General features: G+C 59.3%; 1 protein-coding gene. It reads left to right on the top strand.

Annotated features, from left to right (window positions below; all coding sequences use genetic code 11):
- Window positions 1–39 precede the first annotated feature (39 nt).
- Window positions 40–545 (top strand): Clp protease N-terminal domain-containing protein (locus CXQ91_RS24315; protein WP_308471436.1); only part of this gene is annotated, 506 nt, incomplete at its 3' end.

Below are 545 nucleotides of genomic sequence, written 5' to 3'. Positions count from 1 at the left end.
GCGTAGCATCAAAGTACGCAGTAAAAGGAGTGTGGCGAAATGTTTGAGCGATTTACTGATCGAGCCCGGCGTGTTGTCGTGCTGGCCCAAGAAGAGGCCCGCATGCTCAACCACAATTACATCGGCACGGAGCACGTTCTCCTCGGCCTCAGTCACGAGGGCGAGGGCGTTGCAGCCAAGGCTTTGGAATCCATGGGAATTTCCCTGGACGCCGTCCGCCAGGAAGTCGAAGAGATTATCGGCCAGGGCTCCCAGCCCACCACCGGCCACATTCCTTTTACTCCACGTGCCAAGAAGGTCCTAGAGCTCAGCCTCCGCGAGGGACTACAGATGGGACACAAGTACATCGGTACTGAGTTCCTGCTTCTCGGTTTGATCCGTGAGGGCGAGGGCGTTGCCGCCCAGGTCCTGGTCAAGCTTGGTGCTGATCTGCCACGCGTGCGTCAGCAAGTTATTCAGCTTCTCTCCGGCTACGAAGGTGGCCAGGGCGGATCCCCAGAAGGTGGACAGAGCGCCCCTACTGGCGGTGACGCTGTTGGTGCAGG

The organism is Arthrobacter sp. Y81 (assembly GCF_002929335.1).
Lineage (GTDB): Bacteria > Actinomycetota > Actinomycetes > Actinomycetales > Micrococcaceae > Arthrobacter.
Note: the sequence above shows the minus strand (reverse complement) of the source record. Positions and strands in the feature narration are given on the sequence as shown.